The following is a 23,687-nucleotide window of genomic DNA, read 5'->3' as shown; positions in this document are numbered from 1 at the left end:
CGCGCCATCCGCGCCCAAGCCGGCCGGCGAACCGCTGCTGACGCTGTCGCCCAATGCGGCGGCGCGCGTGCCCACCCCCTGCCCCGATCCGCTGCCACCCGGCGCGCGCTGGCGCGAGGTGGACACCGATCCGCAGCCCATCGGCTTCGTGCTGCTGCGCTCGCGCCGCCGCAGCATCGGCTTCGTCATCACCGACGACGGCCTGCGCGTCACGGCGCCCAACTGGGTCACGCTGGCACAGATCGACGACGCGGTGCGCGAGAAATCCCGCTGGATCGTCGCCAAGCTGCGCGAATGGCACACCCGCAAGCAGCAGCTGGCCATGGCGCACACGCGTTGGCAGGCCGGCGGCGAACTGCCTTACCTGGGCAGGCGCATCGTCCTGGGCGTGGGCGGCGACAGCCGCCAGACCCGCCTGTCCGGCGATGCCGAAGCCCCGGCCGACGGCGACACGCTGTGGCTGGCGCTGCCGGCCGACGCCGACCAGGGCCGCATCCGCGACGCCGCCCAGGCCTGGCTGCAACAGCGCGCCGGCGCCTGGTTCGGCGCCCGGCTGGCGCACTTCCTGCAGATCAGCGGCCTGAAGATCCGCCGCTGGCGCCTGTCGTCCGCCGCCACGCGCTGGGGCTCGTGCACCAGCGACGGCAACATCATGCTGAACTGGCGCCTGATCCATTTCGCGCCGGCCATCATCGACTACGTCATCGCGCACGAACTGGCGCACCTGCGCGAAATGAACCACAGCCAGGATTTCTGGCGCGAGGTCGGCCAGATCCTGCCCGATTTCGAGGAAGCCAAGAACGTGCTGCGGCGCCACGACCCGGCCTCGCTGCCGCAATTCTAGGGTCGGTGCGAGACGCTCCCGCAATCGGCCCAGCCCCCACGGAGACAACCCCATGCTTCTGCTGATTCCCGGCCCGGTCACGACCGATGCGCGGGTCAAGGCCGCCATGGCGCAGGACTACGCGCCCTGGGACAACGAATTCCGCGCGCTGTACCGCCAGGTCTGCGCCGACGTGCTGCGCGTGGCCGAGGCCGATGCGGCTGAGCACGTGGCGCTGGCGCTGCCGGGCTGCGGCCATTTCGCGGTGGAAGCCGCCATCCGCACCCTGGTGCCGCCCGGCGGCCGCCTGCTGGTGCCCTCCACCGGCGCCTACGCCGGCCGCCTGCAGAAACTGGCCGCCGAGGCCGGCCGCGTCGCCGTGCCGCTGTACGTGGGCGCGCGCGACCGCGTCGATCCCCTGGCCGTGGCGCAGGCGCTGGAGCAGAACCCGAGCCTGACGCACGTGGCGCTGGTCTACAGCGAGACCGGCAGCGGCATCTGCCATGACGTGCCGGAACTGGCCCGCATCGCCCATTCTCTGGGCCGCCGCGTCATCGTTGACGCGGTCTCGGCGTTCGGCGCATTGCCGCTCGACATGCGCGCCCTGCCCGCCGTGGACGCCGTGGTGCTGACCGCCAACAAATGCCTGGAGGGCTTGCCCGGCGCCGCCTTCGTGGTGGGCCGCCGCGACAGCCTGGAAGCGGCGCGCGGCAACGCCGGCAGCTGGTCGCTGGACCTGGCCGACATCTACCAGCACACCCTGGCGCCCAACGCCGGCCCGCGCTTCACGCCGCCGGCGCCGACACTGGCGGCGCTGGCCGTGGCGCTGGAGCTGTATCATCAGGAAGGCCGCGAAGCCCGCCTGGCGCGCTACACCGCCAACATGCGCGCCCTCTACGACGGCGTGGCCGGCCTGGGGCTCAGCCCCTACCTGCCGCCCGCGCTGCAAGGCCCCATCGTCGTCAACGTGCACGCGCCCGACGCGCCGACCTGGAACCTGCAGCTGTTCGTGGACGCGGTCAAGCAACGTGGCTTCGTGCTCAGCAATTTCACCAACACCGAACCGCCCACTTTCCGGGTCGGTTGCATCGGCGCCTTCGGGCCCGACCAGATGCGGCTTGCGGTCGACGCCATGGGCGGCGCGCTGCAAGACCTCGGCATAACCGGGGAACCCCACGTGCAGGGTTTCCCGCCACCTCTCATCGCTTAAGGAATTCCACCATGCGTATGCTCCACACCATGCTGCGAGTCGGCAACCTCGACAAGTCCATCGACTTCTACACCAACGTGCTCGGCATGCGCGTCCTGCGCCGCAACGACTACCCCGATGGCAAGTTCACGCTGGCGTTCGTCGGCTACCAGGATGAATCCGAAGGCGCCGTGATCGAGCTGACCCACAACTGGGACACCGACAAGTACGACCTGGGCACCGGCTACGGCCACATCGCCCTGGAAGTCGACAACGCCTACGAAGCCTGTGACAAGGTCAAGGAACGCGGCGGCAAGGTCACCCGCGAGGCCGGCCCGATGAAGCACGGCACCACCGTGATCGCCTTCGTCGAGGACCCGGACGGCTACAAGATCGAATTCATCCAGAAAAAAGGACGAGTGGACTGAACCCCACCCGCCATCGCCATGATCCACTCCATCCTCAAAATGGGCGATCCCCGGCTGCTGCGCGTCGCGCCGCCGGTCGAGCGCTTCGATACCCCCGAGCTGCACGCCCTGATCGAAGACATGTTCGAGACCATGGCGGCGGCGCAAGGGGTGGGCCTGGCCGCGCCGCAGATCGGCGTGGACCTGCAACTGGTCATCTTCGGCTTTGACCGCAACGAGCGCTATCCCGACGCGCCGGCGGTGCCGCAGACCATCCTGTGCAACCCGGTCATCACGCCGCTGTCCGACGACATGGAAGACGGCTGGGAAGGCTGCCTGTCGGTGCCGGGGCTGCGCGGCCTGGTGCCGCGCTACCGTCGCATCCGCTACCAGGGCAAGGATCCCTACGGCCGTGACATCGACCGCGAGGCCGAGGGCTTCCACGCCCGCGTGGTGCAGCACGAATGCGACCACCTGATCGGCCGGCTCTATCCTTCCCGGATCCAGGATTTCTCGAAATTCGGCTTCACCGAAATCCTGTTCCCCGGCATGGACCCGAATCAGGACGACTGATCGTCCTTCGGGACGGGAGCCGAGCTCGGCTCCTGCCCCGGAGCCAGTTCCTCCGGCGCGAAATCGTCCACCTGCAGCACCCGCGAGACGATCGCCTCGGCCTCCTCCAACTGCGCCGCCTGCGTCGCCGTGATGGCGCCGTGCCGGTGCGCCTCGCGCCAATCGCGCACGCCCGACTGCCGCAGCCGGTCACGGATCGGCTGCACCGTATCGACCACGGCGAAGGCGCGGGTCAACAGCGCCAGCGGATCGTCATCGCCCTGGCCACCGCCCGCTGAACGTTGCAGGTCGGCCGCCAGCCGCGCATGGGTGGGCGACGGCTTGAGCAGCAGTTCCGCGCATTCGCGGGTCAGCGCATCGCCCGGACCCCGCGCCAGTCGCAGCGGCAGGATGGCCGCGCGCAGCGCCCAGGCCAACGGCCGGCCAGGCAGGTTCGACAACACCTGGTCCATGCGTTTTTCGATCTCGGCGTAGCCCTGCTCCATGCACCAGCGCACCAGCGGCAGGTCGTCGTGCTTGCGCCCTTCGTCCTCCCAGCGCTTGAGCACCGCCGACAGCAGATACAGTTCGGCCAGGATGTCGCCCAACCGAGCCGAGAGCAGCTCGCGGCGCTTGAGACCGCCGCCCAGCCGCGCCAGCGCGGCGTCGGCCAGCAGCGCGAAGCCGGCCGCATAGCGTCCCAGCCGGCGGTAGTGGCCGGCGGTGGGGCCGGACACCGGTGACGGCGCCAGCAGGCCGCCGGTCCAGGCGCGGCCGATGGCGCGCAGCGTGTTCATGCCGGTGTGGCGCAGGTGGCGCCAGAACACGTCGTGGAACACCTCCATGCCGCGCTCTTCGTCGGGATTGCCCAGCGCCAGGATCTCCGGCATCAGGTAGGGGTGGGCGCGGATCGCGCCCTGGCCGAAGATGATCAGGTTGCGCGTCAGGATGTTGGCGCCCTCGACCGTGATGGCGATGGGCACCGCCCGGTACAGCGCGCCCAGGTAGTTGCTGGGACCGTCGATCACCGCCCGGCCGGCATGCACATCCATGGCGTCGTTGACCGATATCCGCATGCGCTCGGTGGCGTGGTATTTCATGATGCCGGACACCACCGCAGGCTTCACGCCCTGGTTCAGCGCCGCGCAGGTCAGGCGCCGAGCCGCTTCCACCAGGTACGCGTTGCCCGCCAGGCTGGCGAGCTTTTCCTGCACGCCCTCGAACTTGCCGACCGGGATGCCGAACTGTTCCCGCACCCGCGCGTACATGCCGGTGGCGTGCGCGCTCATCACGCACGCCGCCGCCGACAGCGACGGCAAGGAAATGCCGCGCCCCGCCGCCAGCGCGCTCATCAGCATCTGCCAGCCATGGCCGGCGCGCTCGACGCCGCCGATCAGCGCGTCCAGCGGCACGAACACGTCGCGGCCGCGGTTGGGGCCGTTCTGGAACACCTGCATCGCCGGCAGGTGGCGGCGGCCGATCTCGACGCCGGGCGCGTCGGTCGGCACCAGCGCCACCGAAATGCCGATGTCGCGCGGACCGCCGCCCAGGATGCCGTCGGGATCCGACATCTTGAACGCCAACCCCAGCACCGTGGCCACCGGCCCCAGCGTGATGTAGCGCTTGTGCCAGTTCAAGCGCACGCCGATCAGCTCGCGGCCGTCCACCACCTGGCGGCAGACCACGCCGGTATCGACCATGGAGGCAGCGTCGGAGCCGGCCTCGGGGCTGGTCAGGCCGAAGCACGGCACCTCGCGGCCGTCGGCCAGGCGCGGCAGCCAGTAGTCGCGCTGGGCTTGCGTGCCGAACTGCATCAACAGTTCGCCCGGCCCGAGCGAGTTGGGCACCATGACCGTGACGCCGGCGGTGATCGAATAGGCGGAGATGCGCCGCACCACCTCGGAATGGGCGTAGGGCGAGAAGCCCAGGCCGCCGTGGCGCTTGGGAATGATCATGCCGAAGAAGCGCTGCGCCTTCAGGAAACTCCAGACTTCCGGCGGCAGGTCGCGCCGGTGCCAGGTGATATCCCATTCGTCCAGCATGGCGCACAGCTGCGCCACCGGGCCGTCGATGAAGCGTTGCTCATCCGGCGTCAGGGCCGCGGCGGGCACGTCCAGCAGCTTGCGCCAGTCGGGGTTGCCGGTGAACAGGTCGGCCTCCCACCAGGTGTCGCCGGCCTCGATGGCCTCGCGTTCGGTGGCCGACAGCGGCGGCATCGCGTTGCGGGCCCAACGGTACGCGGGTTCGGAGATGCGGCGCCGGCGCCATGCGTTGAAATCCATGTGACCCCCTGTCGTTCGATGCCACTGGGCATATCGGGGCAAAGTACCAGAATTGCGCCATCGGGGCCAAACCGCGATGGTCCGACTCTGCGACAATGGGCCTCCCCGCGCTGGTGCGCAATCCAATCGTTATCCGGGCACACACCGCATGCTGAACAAACTCTGGCTGGGCTTCTTCCTGACCGCCGCCGCGGCCGCGCTGTACCGCTGGCTCGCCATCGGCGACCCGGACGTGTTCCGCGCCATGGTCGCCAGCCTGTTCGACATGGCGCGCGTATCCGTCGAGGTGATGGTGCTGCTGTTCGGCACGCTGACGCTGTGGCTGGGGTTCCTGCGCATCGCCGAGGGCGCCGGGCTGGTGGAAAAACTGGCGCGGCTGCTGGGGCCGCTGTTCGCGCGCCTGATGCCCGAGGTGCCGCGCAACCACCCCGCGATCGGCTTGATCACGCTCAACTTCGCCGCCAACGGCCTGGGACTGGACAACGCCGCCACGCCCATCGGCCTGCGCGCCATGCGCGAACTGCAATCGCTCAATCCCAAACCCGACACCGCCAGCAATGCCCAGATCCTGTTCCTGGTGCTCAACGCCTCGTCGCTGACGCTGCTGCCGGTGACGCTGTTCATGTTCCGCGCGCAGCAGGGCGCGCCCGATCCCACTCTGGTGTTCCTGCCGATCTTGCTGGCCACCAGCGCGTCGACGCTGGCGGGTTTCCTGGCGGTAGCGGCGTGCCAGCGCCTGCGGCTGGTCGATCCCGTCGTGATGCTGTGGCTGGGCGGCGCGGCGCTGCTGCTGGGCGGCTTCATGGCGCTGCTGGCCAGCATGTCGGCCAGCGCCATCGCCGCGCTGTCGTCGCTGATGGGCAACCTGGCGCTGTTCGGCATCCTGCTGGCCTTTCTCATCGTCGGCGCCTGCAAGAAGGTGCCGGTGTACGAGGCCTTCATCGAAGGCGCCAAGGAAGGCTTCGACATCGCCAAGAGCCTGCTGCCGTACCTGGTGGCAATGCTGTGCGCGGTCGGCGTGCTGCGGGCCTCGGGCGCGCTGGATTTCCTGCTCGACGGCATCCGCTGGCTGGCCGCCAATGCCGGCTGGGACACGCGCTTCGTCGACGCGCTGCCCACCGCGCTGGTCAAGCCGTTCTCGGGCAGCGCGGCCCGCGCCATGATGCTCGAAACCATGACGCACTTCGGCGTCGATAGCTTCCCCGCGCTGCTGGCGGCGGTGGTGCAAGGCAGCACCGAGACCACCTTCTACGTGCTGGCGGTGTATTTCGGCTCGGTCGGCATCCTGCGCGCGCGCCACGCGGTGGGTTGCGCGCTGGTCGCCGACCTGGCCGGGGTGCTGGCGGCCATCGGCGTGTGCTACTGGTTCTTCGGTTGAACGGCGCCGGCCGCCAGCCACGCTGCCTCGACGGCGCGCCAGGCCTGCCTACAGGCACCGCGCGCCGCGAGACCGCTCAATCCACCAGCAGGATCTTCATGCCGTTGGTGCCGCCGCTGTCGCGGTAGAAGTCGCCCTTGGTCAGGATGACCCAGTCGCCCTCTTTCACCAGATTGCGCTTCTTCAGCTCGTCGATGGCGGCGTTGCTCAGATCAGCCGGCTCGTAGTCCGACGGCGCGAACGGGATGGTGTAGACGCCGCGGAACATGGTCACGCGGTTCTGCGTGACGCTGTGCGGGCTGTAGCAGTAGATCGGCACGCCCGAGCGGATGCGCGACATGATCAGCGGCGTGTGGCCGCTTTCGGTCAGCGCGATGATGGCCTTGACGCCGGGGAAGTGGTTGGCCGCGTACATGGCCGCGAGCGCGATGGTTTCGTCGCAGCGCGTGAAGGTCTCGCCCAGGCGGTGATGCGACTGCGTGCTGGTGGGATGCTTTTCCGCGCCCAGGCAGACGCGCGCCATGGCCTGCACCGTCTCGACCGGATACGAACCCGAGGCGCTCTCGGCCGACAACATTACCGCGTCGGTGTAGTCCAGCACCGCGTTGGCCACGTCCGAGACTTCGGCCCGGGTGGGCATCGGGCTGGAGATCATCGACTCCATCATCTGGGTCGCGGTGATCACCACCTTGTTCAGGGTGCGGGCATGCTGGATGATGCGCTTCTGGATGCCGACCAGTTCGGCGTCGCCCACTTCCACGCCCAGGTCGCCGCGCGCCACCATCACGCCGTCGCTGGCGCGGATCAGCGCGTCCAGCGCCTCGTCGTCGGCCACCGCTTCGGCGCGCTCGATCTTCGCGATGATCCAGGCCTCGCTGCCGGCGGCGCGCAGCAGTTCGCGCGCCTCGTCGATGTCGCTGCCATAGCGCGGGAACGACACCGCCACGTAGTCCAGCTGCATTTCGGCGGCCAGCTTGATGTCGACGCGGTCCTTGTCGGTCAGGCTCGGCGCCGACAGGCCGCCGCCGCGGCGGTTGATGCCCTTGTTGTTGGACAGCGGGCCGCCCACCGTGACGGTGGTGTGGACCTCGTCGCCCGCGACGCTGTCGACCACCAGCACCACGCGGCCGTCATCGAGCAGCAGCTCGTCGCCGACGCGGCAGTCCGTCACCAGCTCGGGATAGTCGATGCCGACGATGCTGGCCGTGCCGGCGTCCTTCGGATGCACCCGCGACAGCGTGAACGGCTGCCCGACCTGCAGCTGCACCAGCTTGTCGGTGAAGCGCGCAATGCGGATCTTGGGGCCCTGCAGATCGCCCATGATGGCGACGAAGCGGCCCTGCCGCGCGGCGCTCTCGCGCACCAGGCGGGCGCGTTCGCGGTGGTCGTCGGCGCTGCCGTGCGAGAAGTTCAGCCGCGCCACGTCCAGGCCGGCCTTGATCATGGCGTCGATGCGTTCCGGCGTCGACGTCGAGGGGCCCAGGGTGGCGACAATTTTGGTGCGGCGCAATACAGGCATGGCGATCCACTCTCACATGAACAACGAAAGCGCTATGGTACGACGGCGGCGGACACGCGGGTATCATGATCGACATCCCGTCCCTCAACGCACCGTGGCCGACCTCGTGAAAATCGTCATCGCACCCGACTCCTTCAAGGAAAGCGTCTCCGCCCCCGACGCGGCCGCGGCCATCGCGCGCGGCGTCAAGGCCGCCTGTCCCGGCGCGCACACGGTCTGCATCCCGATGGCGGACGGCGGCGAAGGCACGGTCGAGGCGGTGCTCGCGGCGGCGGGAGGCCAGGCGCGCCAACGCACGGTCAACGATGCGCTGGGCCACAAGGTCGATGCCGTGTGGGGTTTGCTGGAAGATGGCACCGCCGTCATCGAAATGGCGGCGGCCGCCGGCCTGGAACTGATCGCGCCGTCCAGGCGCGACCCGCTGCGCGCCAGCAGTCACGGCGTGGGCGAATTGATCCTGGCGGCGCTGGACGCCGGCGCCGTGCGCATCATCCTCGGCCTGGGCGGCTCCGCCACCAACGACGGCGGCGCCGGCATGCTGACCGCGCTGGGCCTGCGCCTGCTCGACAAGGACGGCCGCAGCCTGCCTCCCGGCGGCGGCGCGCTGGGCCAGTTGGCCAGCATCGACCCACGCGGCCTCGACTCCCGGTTGGCGAACACGCGCATCATCATCGCATCCGACGTCGACAATCCACTGTGCGGCCCGCAAGGCGCCTCGCATGTCTTTGGCCCGCAGAAGGGGGCCACGCCCGAACAGGTGCAGACGCTGGACGCCATGCTCGGCCACTTTGCCGACATCTGCGCGCGCCAGCTGGGCAGCGACCGCCGCCATGACGCTGGCGCGGGCGCGGCCGGCGGCCTGGGTTTCGCCGCCAAGACCTTCCTGAACGCCGACTTCCGGCCCGGTGTCGAGATCGTCGCCGAGCTGGGCGGGCTGGCCCAGGCCATGGAAGGCGCCACGCTGGCCTTCACCGGCGAGGGCCGCATGGACGCGCAGACCCTGCGCGGCAAGACGCCCGCGGGCGTGGCCCGCATCGCGCAACAAGCCGGCGTGCCGGTGGTGGCGCTGGCCGGCTCGCTGGGCGACGGCTACGAGGCCCTGCATGCAGGCGGCATCAGCGCCGCCTTCAGCCTGGCGCCCGGTCCGATCACCCTGCAACAGGCCCTGGCCGATGCCGAACGCCTGCTGCATGACCGCGCGCGCGACGTCATGCAATTGTGGATGGCGGCGCAGAAACGCATGCTGTAGTGGTCACCGCGTCATGACGAAAAAAAGCCCGCTGATCGCGGGCTTTTGCTTGCCTGTGGCGGCGCGGCATCAACCGCCCTGCAACACGCCGGCCTCGACCAGCGCATCCGACAGGCGGATGTAGCGGTCCACCGAGATATCCTCGGCGCGCGCGGTGGGCGCGATGTCCAGCGCCTCCCAGGGCACCTGCGGCGCCCAGTCGGCCAGCACCCGGCGCAGCATCTTGCGGCGCTGCGAGAAGGCGCGCGCCACCACGGTCTCGAACGCGCGCGCGCTGACCGGGCGCAGGCGCTCGGCCGGCAGCGGCACCATGCGCACGATGGCCGACACCACCTTGGGCGGCGGATCGAACGCCTCCGGCGGCACGTCGAACAGCTTGTGCATGCGATAGCGCGATTGCAGCATCACGGACAGGCGGCTGAAATCGCCGCTGCCGGGCTGCGCGACCATGCGGTCGATCACTTCCCGCTGCAACATGAAATGCTGGTCGCGCACGTGATCGGCCCAGGCCATCAGGTGGAACAGCAGCGGGCTGGAGATGTTGTAAGGCAGGTTGCCGACCACCCGCAGGCCCGCGCCGAACTGCGAGAAATCCACCGTCAGCGCGTCGGCCTCGACCACCGTCAGGCGGCCTTCCTCGAACTGCTTGCGCAGGCGCGCCGCCAGGTCGCGGTCGATCTCGACCGCGGTCAGGTGATCGAGCCGCTCGAGCAAGGGCCGCGTCAGCGCCGACAGGCCGGGGCCGATCTCGACCACGGTATCGCCGCGGGCGGGATTGACCGCCCGCACGATCGACTCGACCACGCTTTCGTCGGTCAGGAAGTTCTGGCCAAAGCGCTTGCGCGCCTGGTGTTGAGACATGAAAAACCCGGGCTGCGATCAGCGGTTGTTCTGGTTGATACGGTCCTGCTTTTCAAGCCGGTTGTCGATGTACGCCTGGGCGCGCAACTGATCCAGCCAGTCTTCGAAAGCGGGTTGGGCGCGGCGCTCGAACAAGGTCTGGCGCGCCTTCATGCGGGCCAGGTCGTCGGTGGCGTCGTGCTGGCGGCGCTCTTCGACCTGGATCAGGTGCCAGCCAAACGGCGTCTGGATGGGCTGGCTGATCTCGCCGGGCTTGAGCGCGTTCATCGCGGCCTCGAAGGGCGGCACGGTCTCGCCGGGGTTGAGCCAGCCCAGGTCGCCGCCCTGCGGCGCGGTCGCGTCCTGCGAATACTGGCGCGCCATGTCGTCGAACTTGGCATCGCCGGCCACCAGGCGCTGGCGCACTTGCTCCAGGCGTTGGCGCGCCTGCTCGTCGCTCATGACCGTCGAGGTCTTGATCAGGATGTGGCGCGCATGCGTCTGCATCACTTCCACCGGGCCTTGCGGCGCCTGGGCCTGCGGCTGCGGACGGGGCTGCGGCGCCGGCGTGGGAACCGGGGCGCGGGCGGTGCGGCTGGGCGCCGGCTGGGCCGTGCCACGATCCATCACCTTGAGGATATGGAAGCCGTTGCCGCTCTGGAGCAGGCCGCTGACCTGGCCCTTCTGCAGATTGGCGATGGCCTTGGCGAACAGGTCGGGCCAACCGTCCAGCGGGCGCACGCCCATGACGCCGCCCTGCAGCGCTTCGGGACCGTCCGAACTGGCGGCGGCCAGGCTGGCGAAGTCGTCGCCGCGCTTGACGCGCGCCAGCAGGTCTTCGGCCTTCTTGCGCAGCGCGGCCAGTTGCTCCGGCGACGAGCCTTCCGGCACCCGCACCAGGATCTGGGCCACGGCATAGAGCATCGGGCCGGCCGGCGCGGCGGCCTGCTCGGGCGCGGCTTCCGGTTGCGGCTGCGGCTGGGCCTGCTGCGGCGCGGCCGCGAAGGCCGGATTGCGGCGCTGGTCCTTCAGGAAGGCGTCGACCTCGGCATCGGAGATGACGATGGTGGAATCCACCGCGCGCTGACGCAGGCGGTCCGACCGGATCTCGTCCATCAACGACTTGCGGTAGCTGTCCCAGGAGACGCCGGATTTCTCGATCTCAGCGCGCAGTTGCGCCACGCTGATCTTGTTGCGACCCGCGATCGTGGTGATGGCCTGATCGACCTGGGCGTCAGTGACGCGGATGCCGAGCCGGTCGGCTTCATGACGTTGCACGCGTTCCATGATCAGGCGCTGCAACACCTGATGCTGCAACGCCTTGTCGTCGGGCACCTGGATGCCACGGGTCTTCAATTCAGCGGCAATGCGCAGCGAGGCGTCGCGTAGTTCACGCAGGGTGATCACGTCTTTGTCGACCACGGCCGCGATGCCGTCGACGAACTGCTCCCCGGCGGGCGCCGGTGCGCTTTTCTGCGTGGCGGCGGGCGCGTTCTTGGTCCCCTTGCCATTCGGCTCCGCCGCATGCGCGGCGGAAAAGGCGGCGCAAACAGCCAGCAACAGCGCATTGCCGGAGAAGCGGCGCAAAGAGTGCAACCTACGCATCATTCATACCTTTCAAATGTGGTCCCGGTCGGCGCGGGCGGGGTGATGCGCGAGTAACCGGGGATACTTCTGTTCAGCAGGTTCATCGGATCGGTTCCCAGGGAACCCAGGCCGGTCAACTCGAGCTGGAAGAACAGTGCCGTATTGGCGTCGGTGGCCGACACGGCGTAGCGCTGGAAGACCATGCGGCCGACCCAGCAGCAGTCGCCCTTGTATTCGAGGCCGGCGATGGCCTGCGTGACACGGGGCGAATCGGTGGTGCCATTGACCGTGCTGGACGGGCCGTCGCGCAAGGAATAGTCGACCCGACCCACACCGTACCAGCGCTTGGTGAACGGCCATTGCACCGCCAGACTGATCTGGTTCTGCCCTTGCGGCTGGTAGAGCACGCCGGGCTGCGGATCGCGCTGATAACGATAGGCCAGCGCCACCGTCGTCAAGCGCTGCGGCGACCAGCGGGCGCTAAGCAGCCCGCGCGACCATTGGTTGTCATAGGGGTTGTACTGCGCGGCCACGTCGGTGGTGAGGGTATCGGTCAACGCCGCGCTGGCGCCGACGAGGAAGTCCGACCGGACATTCTCGCGCGGCGTTTCTCCCGGCAAGGTGACCTTCTGGTCGGCGAAGTACAGGCGCTGCGCCACGGCTACCGAGGCGCGCTCGAAACCGGTCGACGCATCGAGCCAGCGCGTGGTCAGCGCGGCAGTGAGCTGATTGGCGTTGGAAATGCGGTCCCAGCCGCCCGAGTAGATGTTCTCGTCGAAGGCCTGCGAAAAGCTGAAATCGGACAGCGACGTGTCGTAGACCGGAATCTTGGATTGGTCGCGGTACGGCACACGCAGGTAGTACAACCGCGGCTCCAGGGTCTGGATCGAATCCTTGCCGAACAGCGTAGTGTCGCGCTCGAAAATCAGGCCGGCATCCAGCGACATGATGGGCACGGTACGCGACTGCGAGCGCGGGTAGCCGAACGAGGTGCCGGCATTGGCCGTGCCCGAGTTCAAGCCGAGCCAGTCGCCGTGATACCAATCGGTCTGGTACTGGGTGTAATTGACCCCGGCCTTGGGAATCACGAACCAGCCCGGACGGACGATCGGATACGACACCGTCGGGTAGGTCTGCAGCCGGTCGCCGTTGGGACCGTTGCGATTGCCCAGGAACAGTGGCTTGCTGAAGCGCACCGCGGTCGAGGTCCAGTCCACGTCGAAGCCGCCCCAGTCGTAGCGGGCGCCGCGCAGGTACAGCTCGGGCTGCTTGTCATAGGGCGGCGTCAACAGCGCATCCGGATCCTGCAGGGTCTGGTACTTGTAGACCTGCGCATAGGCGCTCCAGTACGTCGAGGACCAGCCCACCCGCGCGCGCTGCGGCAGGTAGGTGGTGGACGCCTGGTTCAAACCCAGCTGCGAAATATCGCGGAAGTAATCGTTGTCCGAGACCTTGGCCACGTCCCAGTCGGCGTAGAAGCCGTTGCCGAGCAATTGCTGGTGACGCCACCAGTACATCCAGCGGTCTTCGCCACTTACGTTGTCATGCGGCAGATAGGCGCCGTAGACACTGCCCGCGTAGCTCGCCCCCAGGTAACGGAATTCCCCCCCCAGTTGCAACCCGCGCTTGGAGAAGTAGCGCGGCTGGAGCGTTGCGTCGTAATTCGGCGCGATGTTCAGGTAGTACGGCAGCGAGAAGTCGAAACCGCCTTTGCTGGTGGTGCCGTAGGTCGGCATCAGGAAACCCGACTTGCGCTCCTTCTTGACCGGGAAGGTCATGTAGGGCGAAGCCAGGATCGGCACGTCCTTGAAGTACAGCACGCCATTGCGCGCCACGCCTTCGTTTTCGTCGAAGTCGATGTCGACCGTGTTGGCCTTGATGTACCACGACGGCGTCTCGCACGAGCAGCCGCTGTAGGTCACCGTGTGCAGCCGCATCTGCGACTTGCTGAAGATGTCGGCTTTGTCGGCCACGGCGAAGCCGCCGGTGGCGCCGAGCCAGAAATTCGGCTTTTCGACTTCGCCCGAATACTTGTCGACGTTGAACTTGGCGTTGGGCCCGGTGACCAGCGTGCCATCGCGCATCATGCGGGCGTTGCCCTGCACGTCGACCTCGCCGGTGTCCTTGCGGTAGTTGATGCGGTCGCCCTTGATCACGCCGTCGATGCGGCGCACCTGCGCCGCGCCGGTCAGGGTCAGGTCGGAGTCCGGATCACCCTCGATGGTGTCCGCTTCCATATAGGCGGGGATGTTGCCGTCCGGCAGGCGGTGCATCCGCAGTCCGGGGGACGTGCGCAGCTCGGGGGCCGCGGTGATCGACGTCGCCGAGGAAGCCGAACCTTGGCTGCCCTGGGCCTGAACGGCCCCGGCGACGCTGATAGCAGATAGGATCAACCACCGAACCTTGCGCACGAGTGAAAACAGCCCTTTTTTACGATGGGGGAACCAGGCAAAGGCGCCCGGGAAGGGCCAATGCTAACGGAAACGAGCCGGTATTATAGAGAAGCCGCGCCAGACGCCCAGCCTTATGTGCGCGCAACCCATTTTTCCGCAATATTGCACTTCTGACACGGATCTTCCTTGAAAAACGATCATGACCCCCGCCTGGAGCAGATCCGCGCCTGGCTGCAGGGCCTGCCCGCCGCGTTGGGACTGGCGGTGGATACCCTGCGCCCCGCCTCCGCCGACGCCAGCTTCCGCCGCTATTTCCGCCTGGACGCCGCCGGTCGTACCCTGATTGTGATGGACGCCCCGCCCCAGCATGAAGATTGCCGCCCCTTCCTGCATGTGGACCAGCTTCTGAGCGACGCCGGCCTGAACGTGCCCGCCGTCATCGAACAGGACCTCGCCCAGGGACTGCTGCTGTTGTCCGACCTGGGCGAGCAGACCTATTACCAGCGCATCCAGGACGGCGTGGACGACGCCAGCCTGCAATCGATGTACCGCGACGCCCTGGCGGCGCTGGTGCGCCTGCAGCAGGCCAGGACCACCGGCCTGGCCCACTACGACAGCGCGCGACTGGCCGATGAACTCAAGCTGTTTCCCGAGTGGTACGTACAGAAGCACCACGGCGCCACGCTCGACGACAAGACCGCCCAGGCCCTGGAAAAGATCTTCGCCCTGCTCTCGGCCAGCAATGGCAACCAGCCCACGGTGCTGGTGCATCGCGACTACCATTCGCCCAACCTGATGGTCTGCGACCAGCCGCAATACGGCCCCAACCCCGGCGTCATCGACTTCCAGGACGCCCTGGCCGGCCCCATCACCTATGACCTGGCGTCGCTGGTGACGGATGCCCGGACCACCTGGGAAGAGCCCCAGCAGCTCGACTGGGCCATCCGCTACTGGGAAATGGCGCGCGCGGCCGGGCTGCCGGTCGACGCCGATTTCGCCGAGTTCCACCGCGCCTACGAATGGATGGGCCTGCAGCGCAACCTGCGCATCCTGGGCGTGTTCGCGCGCCTGAACCACCGCGACGGCAAGGCCCACTACCTGGCCCATATGCCGCGGGTGAACGGCTACGTGCGCCAGGTGGCGCAGCGCTACGGCGTTTTCACGCCCCTGCTGCGCCTGCTGGACAGGCTCGACGACCGCCAGGTCAGCGTCGGATACACCTTCTGATGCGCGCCATGATCCTCGCCGCGGGCCGCGGCGAACGCATGCGTCCGCTGACCGACCGGCTGCCCAAGCCGCTGCTGCCGGTCGGCGGCAAGCCGCTGATCGCCTGGCACCTGGAACGGCTGGCCGCGGCCGGCTTCCGGGACGTTGTCATCAACCACGCCTGGCTCGGCCACGAGATCGAGCGCGCCCTGGCCGACGGCGCCGCCTTCGGCCTGCGGATCCGGTATTCCCCCGAGGCCGCCGCCCTGGAAACCGCCGGCGGCATTGCCCAGGCGCTGCCGCTGCTGGGACCGGATCCGTTCCTCGTCATCAACGGCGACATCTGGTGCGACTGGAACCCGGCCGCCGCCCCCGCCCTGGCAACCGCGCTGCCCACGGGCGGCGCCTGGCTGCTGATGGTCGACAATCCGCCGCAACATCCCCTCGGCGATTTCGCGCTGGACCGCGACGGCCGCGTCCGCGCTGACGGCGAACCCCGTTTGACCTTCTCCGGCATCGGCGTCTACCATCCCATGCTATTCGCGGGCGTGGCCCGCGGCACGGCCGCGCGGCTCGCACCGCTGCTGCGGCAGGCCATGGAGCACGATCACGTCCGCGGCGCGCGCCACACCGGCCGCTGGGTCGACGTCGGCACCCCCCAACGACTGGCAGACCTCGATGCCGAGCTCGGTTCCAGTCCGGTCTGAGGTCCGCTCGATGCCCACATATTTCACAATATCAAGGTGCGCAACCAGGCTTGTCCGCGTACCCATCGCGCCCGGTTAACCGGGTATTCTCTGACGCTTTGGCCAGTGCGCGCGGCGCGCGGCCAGGCACAACACACAGGACGTTTTCTAGGAATGGGGATGTTTGGAAGATCGCAACGGGCCGTATTCAAGCCCTCCGTATACCAACCCGGCCAACGCACGCGCCGCATGCCGCGCTGGCTGGTCCTGCTGCTGGTGGGCATCGCCCTCGGCGCGGGCGGCGTGCTCTTCCTGCAGACCAACTACGGCCCGCAGCGGCTGACCGTCGAGCAATCCGAACAACTGCACACCGAACTCAGCGCCTCCAAGCTGGAAAACCAGCGCCTGCAAAGCCAGCTCGAAGAAGCCACGCAGCAGCGTGACGCCAACAAATCCGGCCATGAAAAGCTCACCGCGGACCTGGCCGACGCCCGCGCCAAGCTGGACACGCTGAACAAGGAACTGGTGCTGTTCCAGGACGCCATGCCGCCCGATCCGCGCGGCGGCAACCTGGGCATCCGCTCGGCCACCTTCAAGCGCCAGCCCGGCCTGCTCGACTACCAGGTGCTGGTGATGCGCGAAGAGCGCACCGGCGCGCCCTTCAAGGGCACGCTCACCTTCTCGATCGATGGCAGCTACTCCAATGGCCGCGCCGCCACCGTCACGCCGGAAGGCCCCGCCCTCAACGTCGACCGTTACGACTACGCCCTGGGCCAGTTGAAGTTGCCGGACGGCTTCACGCCCAAGGTCGTGGTGCTGCGCGTCATGGACGGCAACCAGAAACAGCAGGCGATGCGCATCTATTACGTGCGCAACTGAAGTGCGCAACTGAACGCCATCGCGCCACACGGAACCCGCCCTCGCCGGCGGGTTTTTTTTGGTCCAGTCGAAATGGTTGCGCACTCAACCATTTCGATCATATAGTTGCGCAAACAACCAACTATCGGAGACCTGATGACACTGCCTGCCCACGTGCCCGTCCTGATCGTCGGCGGCGGTCCGGTGGGGCTCACCCTGGCCGCCCTGCTCGCGCACTACGGCATCGCCTCGCTCACGCTGGAAGCCGACGACGGCTATTGCGACGGCAGCCGCGCCATCTGCATCTCGCGCCGCTCGCAGGAAATACTCGGCTGGATCGGCGCCGACGCGGCGCTCAATGCCACCGGACTGCCGTGGACCGGCGGCCGCAGCTACTACCGCGACCGCGAAGTGCTGCACTTCGAAATGCCGCACGACCCGCTGCAGCGCTTCGCGCCCATGGTCAACATCCAGCAGTACTTCGTCGAGGAATACGCCCATCAGGCCTTGCAACGCCAGCCAGGCCCGGCGGCACTGCATTGGTCCGCCCGCGCCGTCGGCGTGCGCTCGACGGCGGACGGCGTGCAGGTCGATGTGGACATCGCCGGACACCGCCATGCCTTGCGGGCCGACTGGCTGGTGGCCTGCGATGGCGGGCGCAGCAGCGTGCGCGAAGCGCTCGGCCTGAAGCTGGAGGGCATGCAATACGAAGGCCGCTACGTCATCGTCGATATCGAACAGGCGTCCCACCGGCCGGTGGAACGCCTGGCCTGGTTCGATCCGCCCTCCAATCCCGGCTCGACGCTGTTGATGCACCGCCAACCCGGCAATGTCTGGCGGGTGGACTACCAGATCCGCGACGACGAAGACGCGGCCGACGCCGTCGCCCCCGGCAACGTGCTGCCCCGCGTGCAGAGCCATCTGGACATGATTGGCGAAACAGCGCCATGGAAGCCGCTCTGGATCTCGCTCTACAACGCCAAATGCCTGACGCTGGAGCGCTACCGCCATGGCCGCGTGCTGTTCGCGGGCGACGCCGCCCACCTGGTGCCGATCTTCGGCGTGCGCGGCCTGAATTCGGGCCTGGACGATGCCGGCAACCTGGCCTGGAAGCTGGCCTGGGTCCTGCGCGGCCAGGCGCCCGACAGCCTGCTCGACAGCTACAGCGACGAACGCGTCCACGCCACCCGCCAGAACCTGGCCTACGGCGCCAAGAGCACCGAATTCATGGCGCCCCCCGACTTCGGCTTTCGGCTGATGCGCGAGGCCGCGCTGCGGCTGGCCTTGAGCGACGAGCGGGCGCGGCCGCTGATCAATCCGCGCCAGTCCGCCCCCATCTCCTACGAGGGCTCGCCGCTGAACCTGGCGGACGATGCCGCCGCGCAGCCCCTGGCCGCCGCGCCCGGCCAGCCGGCTCCCGACCTGCTGCTGGCCGATGCCGACGCCGTGCCACGCTACCTCAGCGCTTGTTTCGGCCAGGGCTTCGTGCTGCTGGCCTGCGCGCCGGATGCGGCGATGGCCGCTGGCCTGCAAAGACTGGCCGCCGCCACCCGCCAGGCGCCCTGCCCGCTGGTCACGATCGTGGTGGGCGGGCCCGCGCCGGGCGCCTGGAGCGATCCGCACGGGCATCTGCACGAGCGGTTTGGCGCGCAACCCGGCACGGTCTGGCTGCTGCGCCCGGACGGCTACGTGATGGGCCGCTGGGCCATGCTCGACGCAACGGCCCTGCGCGCCGCACTGGCGCCCTACTACCCCATGCTCGAATCGTCCCGCCAGGAGACACAACCATGAACGACGACCAACTGGACCAGGTCTACACCCGGATGGCGCAGGCCCTGACACGGGTGGGCGAAGCGCGGGCGCCGCTGTTCCTGTCGATCCTGGGCCTGTCGGCGCTGGCGCGCCTGCCCGACGCCCAGGCGGCCTGCGCCTTGCTGGCGCAGGCCGAGGCCGCCTGCGCCGCCCCTGTGGCAAACTATCCCGCCGCCACCGCCGACAGCCCGACGTGACCACGCCCGCCCTCGAACGATTCCTGACCTATCGCCTCCACGTGATCAACAAGATCACCGACCGGGACACGAATCGCGCCTACCTGGAAGATTGCGGCATCCCGCTGGGGGAAGCGCGCTGCCTGGCGGCCATCGGCCGCTACGCGCCGCTATCGGTCAACGACCTGGCCCGGGCCGCCAACCTGAACAAGGGCCAGGCCAGCCGTTCGGCCCAGGCCCTGGCCGGGCGCGGGCTGATCGAGAAAAAGGATTCGGCCGCGGACGGCCGCGGCGTCGTGCTGTCCCTGACCCCCACCGGCCAGGCGCAGTATCGGCGCATCATCGACCTGATCGCGCGCCGCAACCAGGATATCTTCGGCTGCCTGAGCGCCGAAGAGCAGCGCCAATTGGGCGACATGCTCGACCGCCTGATCGCGCACCAGCGCGAGCGCCCCGAGGCGCCGCAAGACTGAGCGCCGCCGGCTCGTCCGCCCGCCGGTGGGCGGGCGGACTGCCTTCCCGCCGCCTCCTAGAGGCCCGCTTTCGGCGCGGTCGCGCCCATCTGCGCGGCGGCCTCGTCCATGAATTGCGCCATGCGCACATCCAGCTCGGTCACGCCGCCCGCGTCATGCGTGGTCAACATGACGTCCACCCGGTTATAGACATTGGTCCATTCGGGGTGGTGATTGAGCTTCTCGGCGAACATGGCCACGCGCGCCATGAAGCCGAAAGCGGCGTTGAAATTGGGGAACCGGAAGCGCTTTTCGATGGCGTCGCGCATCGCGACCGCCTGCCAACCGGACAGGGCGGCGACCGCGGTGTCGGTGCCAATGCGGGCTGGGGGAAACATGCTCATGGTGAACTCCGCTACGACTTGACCGCGTACAGATAGACTTCGACCCGGCGATTCAGCGCCCGGCCTTCGGCGGTGGCATTGTCGCCGATCGGATCGCTGGGTCCGCGTCCCTCGACCGAAAGCCGTGTCGCCGCCACGCCCTGGCGCGACAGATAATCCGTCACGCTGCGCGCCCGGTTCACCGACAGGGTCTGGTTGTGCGCCAACGCGCCCGTGCTGTCGGTATGGCCCACCACCTTGGCGCGCAACTCGGGATGCTGGTTGAGCGAACGCGCCACGCTGTCCAGCACCGGCAGCAACGCCGGCTTGAGGTCGGTCTTGTCGGTGTCGAAGGACACATTGCTGGGAATATTGACCTTCAGGCTGCCATCCGGCATTTCGACCACGTCGATGCCCAGCGAAGTCGCGCCCGACCGCTGCACATCGTCCTTCACCACCTTCCAGTTGTAGCCGATCAGGCCGCCGGCCACCGCGCCGATGCCGGCGCCCACGGCCGCGCCGGTGCCATGGCCGATCAGGGTGCCGATGCCGGCCCCCACGGCGGCGCCGGCCCCGGTCCCCACGGCGGTATTGGTTTGCTGCTGGGTGGCGCAACCCGCCAGCAGGGCGCCCGATGCCGCGACTACAGCGATACGCTTGAGCATTGTTCTTGAGTGCATGACAACCTCCACGATCCTGTCGGTGCGCCGGCACCATGCCGGCAGGATCATGTTAAGCCCAGGTCCGTCCCCCGTGTCAGCCGGCTACGCGCAACAGTTTGTACCGTCGCGGCCGGCCTCGCCGAACCGGGCCAGCCACGGCAACGCATCTTCCAGTCGCGCCGACTGCGCGGCGGGCGCCGGCGCGCCCTCCGGCAATGCCAGGCCGACACGATTGTGCCAGTAGGTGGCCAGCCCCACCTTGCTGGTGCCGAACAGGTCATATCCGGAACCCGCCACGAACGCCGCCTGCGATGCCGGCGTTTCCAGGCGCGCCAGCGCCAGCTGGTAGGGCCGCGGGTCCGGCTTGTAGTAGCCCGCCTCTTCCGAGGTCACCACCACGTCCCAATCCACGCCCAGCAGGTCCGCCGCGCGGTGTCCCAGGCGCCGCGAACAATTGGTCACCACGCCCAGTCGGCAGTGCGGCCGCAAGGCCGCCAGCAACTCCCGCGCCCCATCCCACGCCGCAAGCTGATCCCAACCCGCCTCCAACGCCGCCGGCGCGCTGGCCGGCAATCCGACCGCCACGGCCGCCGCCTCGACCAGTTGCTCATACGGCTGGTAGGCGCCGCAGCCATAGGTCAGGCGCAGATATTCCGCGCGCCAGGCCCGGCCTCGCGCCTCGGACCCCGCGGCGGCATTCCACACCGTCCAGGAATCCAGCAACGCGGTCAACAGATCGAACAGCACGACACGGGGATAGGCGGCGGGCGCGGCAACGGCGGACATGGCAATACTCCTTGGAATTCGATGGCACCACTATAGAGACATGGCCGCTAGCCGTGATTTAGCCTGGATGCAAGCACCTTTAAGTTGAACCTTAATGCTGGCAGACCTGCGCGAAGTTGGCACGGCCGGCGTGCGCGGCGCGATCCAGGGCAGTGCGGGCGATCGCCACGATCACGAAAACGTGCCGTCCGGCGGCGCGCGAACGCGCGGAGCGGCCGGGCTTGCAATTGAATCGGGTCACGATAAAATTGCCATCGAAACAATTGCAATTGCAATTATCTTGCCCGGCGTGGCGTGATTGGCCGCGGCCGGCCCTTCCCGCCCTTCTCCGGATCACGCAGCATGCGTCTCTTGAACATCGAATCCTCCCCGCGCGGCCGCCGCTCCGCGTCGATCTCCATCGCCAACGCCTTCATCGATGCCTACGGCAAGGCCTGCCCCGCGCTGCAGGTCGATACGCTGAATGTCTGGGAGGAAGACCTGCCGGAATTCGACGGCAAGGCGATAGGCGCCAAGTACAAAGGCGTGTCGAAAGAACCGCTGGACCCTGCCGAAGCGTCGATCTGGACACGCATCGGCGCGCTCGCGCGGCGCTTCCAGCAAGCGGACCGGATCGTCCTGGGGGTGCCGATGTGGAATTTCGACTACCCCTACAAGCTCAAGCATCTGATCGACCTGGTCAGCCAGCGCGGAATGTTGTTCGGCTTCGACGGCAAAGCCTACGAACCGCTGCTCGGCATCCCGCGCGCCTTGGTCATCCACGTGCGCGGACAGAGCCACGATCCATCCACGTACGCGGCCAGCCCCGGCTTCGCGCATCAGGCCGACTATCTCGACTTCTGGCTCCGCTTCATCGGCGTCAAGGAGATCCGGCGCCTGATGGTGGAACACACCTGGGATGGCAGGGCGACGGAGACCATTGCGCGCGGCCGGGCTGACGCCGCGACGATGGCGGCGGATTTCTAGCCGGGTCCGCCCCGCGTCCGCTGGTTCCGGCGGCAGTGTCGTCCGGCGGAGTACTGCCAGGCGTCCATGGCTACCCTGCCTGTCGGTACTTCCTGCTGGCGAGTGCCGGTGACTCCGTGGCGGCGCTATGCCCGTTCCCAGACCAGCTTTTCATTGGACAGCGTGTCTTCTCCGTCCCAACGGTACGCCACGAGGGGACCGCCCGCCGCGGCCGACCAATCCAGGCATGCGAGCTTCCCGCTCTCGATCCTGGGCTGCCCCTTGAACCAATGATGGCCGATGAAAATGGGCGCGCCGGTGGTGGGAGTCCGGTTGAAGCCCTCGGGCAATGCCAAACCGTGAATCTGTGCTTCCTGGCCAGCCGGCACCAAGGCGACCTCATGCAAAGCGCTCGCCCAATCGCGCCAATTGGCCAGCCGCACCTCGTAATGACGGTGCCCCTCCTTGTCCTCTATGTAGCGGCCGTCAGGCAAAGCCAACTCCGCGCCTGAAGTGAGCAGCTTTCTCGCTCGCTCCAGATCCGAGCCCTTTTCATGAGTGGCCACCAGCATGGCGTCATCCAGCGGCTGGCCAGGCAGCCAGCCCGCATCGGCCAACGCCTTGACGGCGCCGTCGTCCCAGCATGCATGGGCAACGCGAATGCCGCCCAAGTCCATGTAGGGCGGCAACTGGCGGAACCAGGCAACCCAGGCGGCATGCTCCGGGCTGCCTTCACCTATCTGATTGATGAAGGCACTGTGCTGCTTGCGGTTCTTTCGGCTCTTCTCCGAATCGCCACGATTGGGACGCAGGAACTCGCCCGGATTGTGCGGGTCTGCGGTGACATAGCCGATGGCGTTGAATTCATGGTTACCCATGATGCACAAAGCCTGGCCGTCATCCATCATGGCGCGGACGATTTCCAGGACACGGCGCTGCCCCGCGCCTCGATCCACCAGATCACCAAGGAATATCGCCTGATGGCCTTGGGGGGCCTTGTAGCCCCTGCCCGCCGGCACGTATCCGAGGCAGCGCAGCAACCCCTCGAGTTTCAGGTCCTCTCCGTGGATGTCGCCAATGATGTCGTACATGCATCCTCCTGTATGGCTTCCCCCTCTGCCGATCTGCGGGAAGCGCCTGACAGGCTGGGGAGATGACGCCAATCCAACAGCCGCTGCAGCCTTGTCGAGGACGATGATACACACGCGAAAAGGTCGGCGTTGTTCCAGACAACCAGGGGGTGCAAGGCCAAAACATGTGAGGCCAGAAGATGTATAGCCAAAACTGCGCGGTCGAAATACGCGCGGCGAAACTCCCGCGGCCAAAATTCCCGAAAAGCAAAAAGCAAAAAGCAAAAAGCCCACCGTTTCCGGTGGGCTAAGCGCTTGGTACTACTAGAGAATTCTGGTGGGCTGTGAGTGGCTCGAACACTCGACCTACGGATTAAGAGTCCGCTGCTCTACCAACTGAGCTAACAGCCCTGCATGCTCATCCACATCTGC

At 67.9% G+C, this 23,687-nt stretch carries 23 protein-coding genes and 1 tRNA gene; 14 read left to right on the top strand and 10 right to left on the bottom strand.

Annotated elements, in window-relative coordinates; genetic code table 11:
- The first annotated feature begins 34 nt into the window (after positions 1 to 34).
- Genes DK459_RS12615 through def form a run of 4 tightly spaced genes read left to right on the top strand, consistent with a single transcriptional unit; the run spans position 35 to position 2,992 of the window.
- Entirely contained in the window at positions 35 to 844 is an 810-nt protein-coding gene (locus DK459_RS12615; RefSeq protein WP_161801342.1) for a M48 family metallopeptidase, read from the top strand.
- Positions 845 to 896: 52 nt separating this feature from the next.
- Positions 897 to 2,033 carry a 2-aminoethylphosphonate--pyruvate transaminase gene (locus DK459_RS12610; RefSeq protein ID WP_024067786.1) on the top strand — a complete coding sequence of 379 codons (1,137 nt, stop codon included), beginning with the start codon at positions 897 to 899 and terminating at the stop codon, positions 2,031 to 2,033.
- A gap of 11 nt (positions 2,034 to 2,044) precedes the next feature.
- Entirely contained in the window at positions 2,045 to 2,440 is a 396-nt protein-coding gene (gloA, locus tag DK459_RS12605; RefSeq protein WP_006388855.1) for a lactoylglutathione lyase, read from the top strand.
- Between the two features lie 18 nt (positions 2,441 to 2,458).
- A complete protein-coding gene (def, locus tag DK459_RS12600; RefSeq protein ID WP_049052782.1) occupies positions 2,459 to 2,992 on the top strand; it encodes a peptide deformylase in 534 nt (177 codons plus the stop codon).
- On the opposite strand, the gene DK459_RS12595 is transcribed toward def, so the two are convergent.
- Positions 2,980 to 5,253, bottom strand: a complete 2,274-nt coding sequence (locus DK459_RS12595; protein ID WP_110134785.1) for an acyl-CoA dehydrogenase — start codon at positions 5,251 to 5,253, stop codon at positions 2,980 to 2,982. The genes def and DK459_RS12595 overlap by 13 nt on opposite strands.
- A gap of 148 nt (positions 5,254 to 5,401) precedes the next feature.
- Here DK459_RS12595 and DK459_RS12590 point away from each other — a divergent pair, with 148 nt between their 5' ends.
- The gene (locus DK459_RS12590; RefSeq protein ID WP_024067783.1) at positions 5,402 to 6,631 is read left to right on the top strand and encodes a nucleoside recognition domain-containing protein; all 1,230 of its coding nucleotides are present in this window, start codon (positions 5,402 to 5,404) and stop codon (positions 6,629 to 6,631) included.
- 76 nt (positions 6,632 to 6,707) lie between these two features.
- On the opposite strand, the gene pyk is transcribed toward DK459_RS12590, so the two are convergent.
- Positions 6,708 to 8,150 carry a pyruvate kinase gene (gene pyk, locus DK459_RS12585; protein ID WP_047992620.1) on the bottom strand — a complete coding sequence of 481 codons (1,443 nt, stop codon included), beginning with the start codon at positions 8,148 to 8,150 and terminating at the stop codon, positions 6,708 to 6,710.
- Positions 8,151 to 8,256: 106 nt separating this feature from the next.
- Here pyk and DK459_RS12580 point away from each other — a divergent pair, with 106 nt between their 5' ends.
- Entirely contained in the window at positions 8,257 to 9,399 is a 1,143-nt protein-coding gene (locus tag DK459_RS12580; RefSeq protein WP_045953353.1) for a glycerate kinase, read from the top strand.
- Positions 9,400 to 9,468: 69 nt separating this feature from the next.
- On the opposite strand, the gene rsmA is transcribed toward DK459_RS12580, so the two are convergent.
- From rsmA to DK459_RS12565, 3 genes are read right to left on the bottom strand one after another with little or no spacing between them, the layout of a single operon-like run.
- Entirely contained in the window at positions 9,469 to 10,260 is a 792-nt protein-coding gene (rsmA, locus tag DK459_RS12575) for a 16S rRNA (adenine(1518)-N(6)/adenine(1519)-N(6))-dimethyltransferase RsmA (protein ID WP_024067780.1), read from the bottom strand.
- 18 nt (positions 10,261 to 10,278) lie between these two features.
- Positions 10,279 to 11,847, bottom strand: a complete 1,569-nt coding sequence (locus DK459_RS12570; protein WP_047992622.1) for a peptidylprolyl isomerase — start codon at positions 11,845 to 11,847, stop codon at positions 10,279 to 10,281.
- Positions 11,844 to 14,237: an LPS-assembly protein LptD gene (locus DK459_RS12565; protein WP_049054837.1), complete on the bottom strand. Its 2,394-nt coding sequence runs from the start codon at positions 14,235 to 14,237 to the stop codon at positions 11,844 to 11,846. Before DK459_RS12565 ends, DK459_RS12570 begins: the two co-directional genes overlap by 4 nt.
- Positions 14,238 to 14,405: 168 nt before the next feature.
- Between DK459_RS12565 and DK459_RS12560 the strand changes: the two genes are divergently transcribed.
- From DK459_RS12560 to DK459_RS12535, 6 genes are all read left to right on the top strand, one after another.
- On the top strand, positions 14,406 to 15,446 hold the full coding sequence (locus tag DK459_RS12560; protein ID WP_024067776.1) for an aminoglycoside phosphotransferase family protein: 1,041 nt from the start codon (positions 14,406 to 14,408) through the stop codon (positions 15,444 to 15,446).
- Positions 15,446 to 16,132: an N-acetylmuramate alpha-1-phosphate uridylyltransferase MurU gene (murU, locus tag DK459_RS12555; RefSeq protein ID WP_024067775.1), complete on the top strand. Its 687-nt coding sequence runs from the start codon at positions 15,446 to 15,448 to the stop codon at positions 16,130 to 16,132. Before DK459_RS12560 ends, murU begins: the two co-directional genes overlap by 1 nt.
- Before the next feature lie 159 nt (positions 16,133 to 16,291).
- Complete coding sequence (locus DK459_RS12550; protein ID WP_006388844.1) at positions 16,292 to 16,990, top strand: DUF6776 family protein; 699 nt, start codon at positions 16,292 to 16,294, stop codon at positions 16,988 to 16,990.
- Between the two features lie 135 nt (positions 16,991 to 17,125).
- The gene (locus DK459_RS12545; protein WP_006388843.1) at positions 17,126 to 18,760 is read left to right on the top strand and encodes an FAD-dependent monooxygenase; all 1,635 of its coding nucleotides are present in this window, start codon (positions 17,126 to 17,128) and stop codon (positions 18,758 to 18,760) included.
- On the top strand, positions 18,757 to 18,978 hold the full coding sequence (locus DK459_RS12540) for a hypothetical protein (RefSeq protein WP_006388842.1): 222 nt from the start codon (positions 18,757 to 18,759) through the stop codon (positions 18,976 to 18,978). The genes DK459_RS12545 and DK459_RS12540 overlap by 4 nt, the downstream gene beginning before the upstream one ends.
- A complete protein-coding gene (locus tag DK459_RS12535; RefSeq protein ID WP_006388841.1) occupies positions 18,975 to 19,430 on the top strand; it encodes a MarR family winged helix-turn-helix transcriptional regulator in 456 nt (151 codons plus the stop codon). The genes DK459_RS12540 and DK459_RS12535 overlap by 4 nt, the downstream gene beginning before the upstream one ends.
- A gap of 56 nt (positions 19,431 to 19,486) precedes the next feature.
- Here DK459_RS12535 and DK459_RS12530 read toward each other — a convergent pair whose 3' ends face one another.
- The 3 genes from DK459_RS12530 to DK459_RS12520 all read right to left on the bottom strand — a co-directional run bounded on the left by DK459_RS12530 (position 19,487) and on the right by DK459_RS12520 (position 21,240).
- Positions 19,487 to 19,813, bottom strand: a complete 327-nt coding sequence (locus DK459_RS12530) for a 4a-hydroxytetrahydrobiopterin dehydratase (RefSeq protein ID WP_020925100.1) — start codon at positions 19,811 to 19,813, stop codon at positions 19,487 to 19,489.
- Between the two features lie 11 nt (positions 19,814 to 19,824).
- Entirely contained in the window at positions 19,825 to 20,472 is a 648-nt protein-coding gene (locus tag DK459_RS12525; RefSeq protein WP_110134784.1) for an OmpA family protein, read from the bottom strand.
- 84 nt (positions 20,473 to 20,556) lie between these two features.
- Positions 20,557 to 21,240, bottom strand: a complete 684-nt coding sequence (locus DK459_RS12520; protein WP_110134783.1) for an HAD family hydrolase — start codon at positions 21,238 to 21,240, stop codon at positions 20,557 to 20,559.
- A 94-nt stretch (positions 21,241 to 21,334) separates the two neighbouring features.
- Here DK459_RS12520 and DK459_RS30415 point away from each other — a divergent pair, with 94 nt between their 5' ends.
- Together DK459_RS30415 and DK459_RS12515 are read left to right on the top strand one after the other, a co-directional pair.
- The gene (locus DK459_RS30415) at positions 21,335 to 21,538 is read left to right on the top strand and encodes a hypothetical protein (RefSeq protein ID WP_006388836.1); all 204 of its coding nucleotides are present in this window, start codon (positions 21,335 to 21,337) and stop codon (positions 21,536 to 21,538) included.
- Positions 21,539 to 21,582: 44 nt separating this feature from the next.
- Positions 21,583 to 22,206, top strand: a complete 624-nt coding sequence (locus DK459_RS12515) for an FMN-dependent NADH-azoreductase (RefSeq protein WP_006388834.1) — start codon at positions 21,583 to 21,585, stop codon at positions 22,204 to 22,206.
- Between the two features lie 125 nt (positions 22,207 to 22,331).
- Here the strand turns inward: DK459_RS12515 and DK459_RS12510 are convergent, their stop codons facing one another.
- The gene (locus DK459_RS12510) at positions 22,332 to 23,276 is read right to left on the bottom strand and encodes a metallophosphoesterase (protein ID WP_006388832.1); all 945 of its coding nucleotides are present in this window, start codon (positions 23,274 to 23,276) and stop codon (positions 22,332 to 22,334) included.
- Positions 23,277 to 23,590: 314 nt separating this feature from the next.
- Positions 23,591 to 23,666 (bottom strand) — tRNA-Lys (locus tag DK459_RS12505).
- Positions 23,667 to 23,687 lie beyond the last annotated feature (21 nt).

The sequence above is a fragment of the Achromobacter sp. RW408 genome, from assembly GCF_003184165.1.
Classification (GTDB): domain Bacteria; phylum Pseudomonadota; class Gammaproteobacteria; order Burkholderiales; family Burkholderiaceae_B; genus Achromobacter; species Achromobacter xylosoxidans.
This window is presented reverse-complemented; position numbering and strand designations above follow the sequence as displayed.